This is a genomic window from Serratia sp. CY83965 (assembly GCF_052166375.1).
In the GTDB taxonomy this organism is placed as follows: domain Bacteria; phylum Pseudomonadota; class Gammaproteobacteria; order Enterobacterales; family Enterobacteriaceae; genus Serratia; species Serratia marcescens.
Genome location: NZ_JBJNOV010000025.1, coordinates 1 through 5,444, shown reverse-complemented (window position 1 = coordinate 5,444; position 5,444 = coordinate 1). Strand labels below are relative to the sequence as shown.

General features: G+C 51.9%; 5 protein-coding genes, 4 tRNA genes and 1 other RNA gene. 8 read left to right on the top strand and 2 right to left on the bottom strand.

Annotation, left to right across the window (positions count from 1 at the left end; genetic code table 11):
- The first annotated feature begins 428 nt into the window (after positions 1-428).
- Positions 429-1,466 carry a UDP-N-acetylmuramate dehydrogenase gene (gene murB / locus ACJ8PL_RS25450; RefSeq protein WP_261460430.1) on the top strand — a complete coding sequence of 346 codons (1,038 nt, stop codon included), beginning with the start codon at positions 429-431 and terminating at the stop codon, positions 1,464-1,466.
- Positions 1,463-2,425, top strand: coding sequence for a bifunctional biotin--[acetyl-CoA-carboxylase] ligase/biotin operon repressor BirA (birA, locus tag ACJ8PL_RS25445; protein WP_004929427.1), 963 nt, complete (start codon positions 1,463-1,465; stop codon positions 2,423-2,425). The genes murB and birA overlap by 4 nt, the downstream gene beginning before the upstream one ends.
- Positions 2,426-2,473: 48 nt before the next feature.
- Here birA and coaA read toward each other — a convergent pair whose 3' ends face one another.
- Together coaA and ACJ8PL_RS25435 are read right to left on the bottom strand one after the other, a co-directional pair.
- Positions 2,474-3,424, bottom strand: coding sequence for a type I pantothenate kinase (gene coaA, locus ACJ8PL_RS25440; RefSeq protein WP_025304936.1), 951 nt, complete (start codon positions 3,422-3,424; stop codon positions 2,474-2,476).
- 219 nt (positions 3,425-3,643) lie between these two features.
- Positions 3,644-4,192 (bottom strand): GNAT family N-acetyltransferase, encoded by a 549-nt coding sequence (locus ACJ8PL_RS25435; RefSeq protein WP_016929433.1) that lies wholly within the window; start codon positions 4,190-4,192, stop codon positions 3,644-3,646.
- A 396-nt stretch (positions 4,193-4,588) separates the two neighbouring features.
- On the opposite strand from ACJ8PL_RS25435, the gene ACJ8PL_RS25430 reads away from it, so the two are divergent.
- The 6 genes from ACJ8PL_RS25430 to ACJ8PL_RS25405 all read left to right on the top strand — a co-directional run.
- Positions 4,589-4,664: transfer RNA gene (locus ACJ8PL_RS25430), tRNA-Thr, on the top strand.
- Positions 4,665-4,689: 25 nt separating this feature from the next.
- Positions 4,690-4,774 (top strand) — tRNA-Tyr (locus ACJ8PL_RS25425).
- Between the two features lie 46 nt (positions 4,775-4,820).
- A non-coding RNA gene (locus ACJ8PL_RS25420) (RtT sRNA) lies at positions 4,821-4,936 on the top strand.
- 36 nt (positions 4,937-4,972) lie between these two features.
- A tRNA-Gly gene (locus ACJ8PL_RS25415) sits at positions 4,973-5,047 on the top strand.
- Between the two features lie 6 nt (positions 5,048-5,053).
- Positions 5,054-5,129 (top strand) — tRNA-Thr (locus ACJ8PL_RS25410).
- Positions 5,130-5,238: 109 nt separating this feature from the next.
- Positions 5,239-5,444 (top strand): GTP-binding protein (locus ACJ8PL_RS25405; RefSeq protein ID WP_042932074.1); only part of this gene is annotated, 206 nt, incomplete at its 3' end.

Below are 5,444 nucleotides of genomic sequence, written 5' to 3'. Positions count from 1 at the left end.
GCCGATGGTAGTGTGGGGTCTCCCCATGCGAGAGTAGGACACTGCCAGGCATCAAATTAAGCCGAAAGCCCTGAACTGACGTTCAGGGCTTTTTGCTATGCGTAAAATAAATATCCTGACAGTATCTATTACTTTGAAAAATGCCTTTTTGGGCATGTGTAACTTATTCTTATAATGAAGAATAATGTTTCTTTGCTAGAGAAATAGCCAGCTAAATATATAATTGATAGTTCCAGATTATTATTTAAATAATAAAAATAGCTATCTATGAACAGACTGATGAGAATTATCCGGTTATATCAAAGATAAATCTTAATTCTTCAGTGTATTAGTCGATAAGTTTCACGTTAATTAAAACAAATATTAGCCAGACGCCTCGAATCGAGTAGACTAGGCGAAAGATTATTTCCGTATGGGTACTGAACGTTATGTCTACTGAAAGCGCGTCTTTAAAAAACCACAATACGTTTGCGCTCCCGGTCAACGCAGCGCACCTGATCATGGCCGATAGAATTGAGCTGATGCTCAAGGTGTGGCAACAAACGCGCAAGCGTCAGGAGCCGTTGCTGATTCTCGGTGAAGGTAGCAACGTGCTGTTCCTGGAGGATTTTTCTGGCACAGTAATGGTCAATCAGTTGAAGGGTATTGATGTTCGGGAAGATAACGATGCCTGGTATCTCCACGTCAGCTCCGGTGAAAATTGGCATGACCTGGTGCAATATACGCTGCAGGCTGGGATCTGCGGCCTGGAAAACCTGGCGTTGATTCCTGGATTGGCCGGTTCCGCCCCTATCCAGAACATCGGCGCCTACGGCGTCGAATTGAAAGACGTCTGCGAGTATGTCGATCTGCTGGACTTCTCTACCGGCGCTATCGATCGTATTCCGGCTGCCGAGTGTGGTTTTGGCTACCGGGAAAGTATTTTCAAACACCGTTTCCAGACCGGGCATGTCATTGTCGGGTTAGGTCTGCGTCTCAACAAACAGTGGCAACCCAAATTGAGCTACGGCGATCTGGCCAAGCTGGATCCTGCCACGGTGACGCCACTTCAGGTATTTGAATCCGTATGTGCCATGCGCCGCAGCAAGCTGCCCGATCCGCGTGAAACCGGCAATGCCGGCAGCTTCTTCAAGAATCCGCTGGTGAACGCAGAGAAAGCCGCAGAACTCATCGCTAAATATTCCGGCATGCCGCATTATCCACAGCAGGATGGCCAGGTGAAGCTGGCCGCCGGATGGCTTATCGATCAATGCGAACTGAAAGGATATCGTATCGGTGGCGCCGCGGTACACCGCCAGCAAGCGCTGGTGCTGGTGAACATCGACAACGCCCACAGTCAGGATGTGGTGGCATTGGCGCGCCACGTGCGCAAGTCGGTGGCCGATAAATTCGGCGTGTGGCTGGAACCTGAGGTGCGTTTTATTGGTGCGACCGGTGAACTGAATGCCGTGGCGGTGCTGTCATGAAAGATACCAAGGTTCCGTTAAAACTGATCGCGCTGCTGGCTGACGGCGAATTCCATTCCGGTGAACACCTCGGTGAGTCACTGGGCATGAGTCGCGCGGCGATCAATAAGCATATTCAGACCATTCGCGAATGGGGACTGGATGTCTTTACCGTGCCCGGAAAAGGCTATAGCCTGCCTGGCGCCATCCAGCTGTTGGAAGCCAAGCGAATCCTCAGCCTGCTGGAAGACAAGCGTGTAAGCGTGTTGCCGGTGGTCGATTCCACCAACCAATACTTGCTGGACCGCATCGATGAATTGCACTCTGGTGATGCCTGCGTCGCTGAATACCAACAGGCAGGACGAGGGCGCCGCGGGCGGCAGTGGATCTCGCCATTCGGCGCTAATTTATATCTGTCGATGTTCTGGCGACTGGAGCAGGGGCCGGCAGCGGCGATGGGGCTTAGCCTGGTGATCGGGATGGTGATGGCGGAGGTCTTGCAGCGTCTCGGTGCGGCTGATGTACGCGTGAAGTGGCCTAACGATCTTTATCTGAACGATCGTAAATTGGCGGGGATCCTGGTCGAATTGACGGGAAAAACTGGCGATGCGGCTCAACTGGTCATCGGCGCCGGCATCAACCTGGCGATGCGTGATACCAATGCCAGCGCCATTACTCAGGGATGGATTAACCTACAGGAAGCGGGAATTCAGATCGATCGCAATGAACTGGCTGCAACTCTGCTTAATGAACTGCGTCAGTCATTGAAACAGTTTGAGATAGACGGACTGGCGCCTTTTATCGGTCGCTGGCGTACCTTGGATAACTTTATCGACAGGCCGGTCAAACTGCTGATTGGCGAGCGACAGATTGTGGGTATCGCCCGGGGTATCGATTCGCAGGGCGCACTGTTGCTGGAACAGGACGGGGAAATCAAACCTTTTATCGGCGGAGAGATATCGCTGCGCAGCGCGGAATAGTGAGAAAAGACAAGGGGACGGCAGCGTCCCCTTGATCGTTCGGTAGGCTTATTTTCTTAAACGCACGCTTTCAACGGCATGGTTGGCGCTTTTGGTCATAATCAGGCTCGCGCGTTCGCGCGTAGGCAGTATGTTCTGCTGCAAATTCAATCCATTGATTTCATTCCATAATTGCGTGGCGATATTAATCGCCTCCGGTTCCGGCAATTTTGAATAATTATGGAAATAAGAATCGGGATTGGAAAATGCGCCCTGACGGAATTTCAGAAAACGATTGATATACCAGCTTTGCAATAGCGTCTCCGGCGCATCGACATATATAGAGAAGTCGACAAAGTCGGAAACGAATACGCGATGCGGATCGTGAGGATAATCCATACCGCTTTGCAATACGTTAAGCCCTTCCAGGATCAGAATATCCGGTTGCTCGATGACTTTATTACCTTCGGGCACGACGTCATAGATCAAATGGGAATAAACCGGGGCGGTGACGCGTTTGGCGCCGGATTTCACTTCCGACACGAATTTCACCAGGCTATGCATATCGTAAGACTGCGGGAAGCCTTTTTTCTTCATCAGGCCGCGTTCGTTCAGCACCTTATTAGGGTGCAAGAAGCCGTCGGTCGTGATCAACTCAACGCTGCGGTGTTCTGGCCAACGGCTCAACAACGCCTGCAACAGACGTGCGGTTGTGCTCTTACCTACGGCTACGCTGCCGGCGATGCCGATGACATAGGGAATCTTTTGCCCGTCGGTGCCGAGGAATTGCTCGAGCACCGCCTGTCGGCGCAGGTTGGAACTGATATAGAAGTTCAACAGTCGTGACAGCGGCAGATAAATCTGCGCAACTTCTTCCAACGAGAGATCTTCGTTAATCCCTTTCAGTTTAACGATCTCTTCTTCCGACAACGTCAGCGGCACCGAATCTCGCAACGCAGCCCATTGGGTACGATCGAACTGTAGGTAAGGCGTTGCTAAAGATTGATCTCTTTTTATCATAAGCCAAATTCTGCCTGTTAACGCAGGTTGGGAAAGGCGCCGGACGCCAACTCCAGAGAATAAACAAGCTGCATATTATAGACAGCTTCGTTTTTGGCGTAGACTTTTTTCGCAAAAGTTGTCGATAGGCAGCAGTTTATGTCAATTGTGCGAAGCGGCGCGCAGTTGATAAAGCGGGGTTGCAAGGCGGTATCATCAGAGCCGGATACCGCCTGAAGACTAGCTGGCGATAGCGCGCGAAGGTTGATTTACGGTGAACAGACGTTTGTAATAAATGACGGTCGGATGGTAATGCCCATCGGGGCCCGCTGCATAATCCGGCAGCTCGCCCAAACAGCGATAACCCAAGCTGCGATAAAGCGCTTCTGCCGCCGAACCGGCCTGCGTATCCAGATACAATAGCCCGCGTTGCTGCTGCAGTGCCGCGTACTCCAGCGTTTTCATCAGAGTCTGACCTACGCCGTTGCGGCGAGCGCGGCTATGCACCAACAGCTTCACCACCTCCGCACGATTACGGCCGTTCGGCTTCTGGCAAAGCTCGAGTTGCACGGTGCCAACGACGCCGCGATCGTCACGGGCAATCCACAGCAGCAGTTCACCTTTGGCCAAGGCCGGTCGCAGACTGTGGAAGTAGCTCTCGGCGTCTTCGTGAGGAATTAAGGTGTCGTAACCGACAGAAGCGCCGTGCGTGACGGCATCGGTCAACAGGCGGGCCAACTCATCGCGGTAAATCGGCAACGTAGCGGCGTTGATAGGCACTATTTTCATCGGTCATTCCTCCTGGGATGGGGGTAATGAAGAGAAGCAATAACTGAGCCACAACGGCGAAAGGCATAGCGACGGCAAAAGGGCGAGGGATCAGTGTAGCTCACGCCGCAGTCCGGGGCAGGGATCCCCTTTTTGGTGCATCGATCCCGCTCACAGTTTACCATCGCGGGTTAAGTGTTTTGAGAAGCCCGACACGGAGAAAGCGGTGCTCAAGGCTTGCAAAAAGTGGATAAAATTGTAGAGAATGATTGCCGCGAGTGATGAATGTTTGCACGCCGCAGGCTGCAAATTGCATGACAGTATGCAAAATTGACTGATTTATGAGCGAAAGTGCGCGTAAAGCAATTTTTTTGTTGCATAGGTCGCCCGCTCTACCTAGAATGCGCTGCACTTGATGCCGGCTTAGCTCAGTAGGTAGAGCAACTGACTTGTAATCAGTAGGTCACCAGTTCGATTCCGGTAGCCGGCACCATTCAAGTCACAAGTAGTTAAAATCTGGTGGGGTTCCCGAGCGGCCAAAGGGAGCAGACTGTAAATCTGCCGTCACAGACTTCGAAGGTTCGAATCCTTCCCCCACCACCAAATCTTGCCTTCGGCGATTAACTGAGATGCGATGAATACCGCAGCGGTTGATGGCGGGAGGAGAGGGCGAAAGCCTTCGGCAAGGTTCGAGCTGTGCAGCGCAAGGCGCAGCCGGCCCGAAGGATGCGAGCCGAGTGATGAACAATCCTGCTCCATCCCAAAATTCTACAGAAAAATCAGGTAGCCGAGTTCCAGGATGCGGGCATCGTATAATGGCTATTACCTCAGCCTTCCAAGCTGATGATGTGGGTTCGATTCCCACTGCCCGCTCCAAGATGTGCTGATATAGCTCAGTTGGTAGAGCGCACCCTTGGTAAGGGTGAGGTCGGCAGTTCGAATCTGCCTATCAGCACCACTTCTTAATTTCTCGCCCCCTGATTTTCTTTCTGTTCTGGATTCAACGAGCAAATGCTTGGTTGATGTGGTGATACCACCGATTTATCCGTGTCTTAGAGGGACAATCGATGTCTAAAGAAAAGTTTGAACGTACAAAACCGCACGTTAACGTCGGTACTATCGGCCACGTTGACCACGGTAAAACTACCCTGACTGCAGCGATCACTACCGTACTGGCTAAAACCTACGGCGGTTCTGCACGTGCTTTCGACCAGATCGATAACGCGCCAGAAGAAAAAGCTCGTGGTATCACCATCAACACCTCTCACGTTGA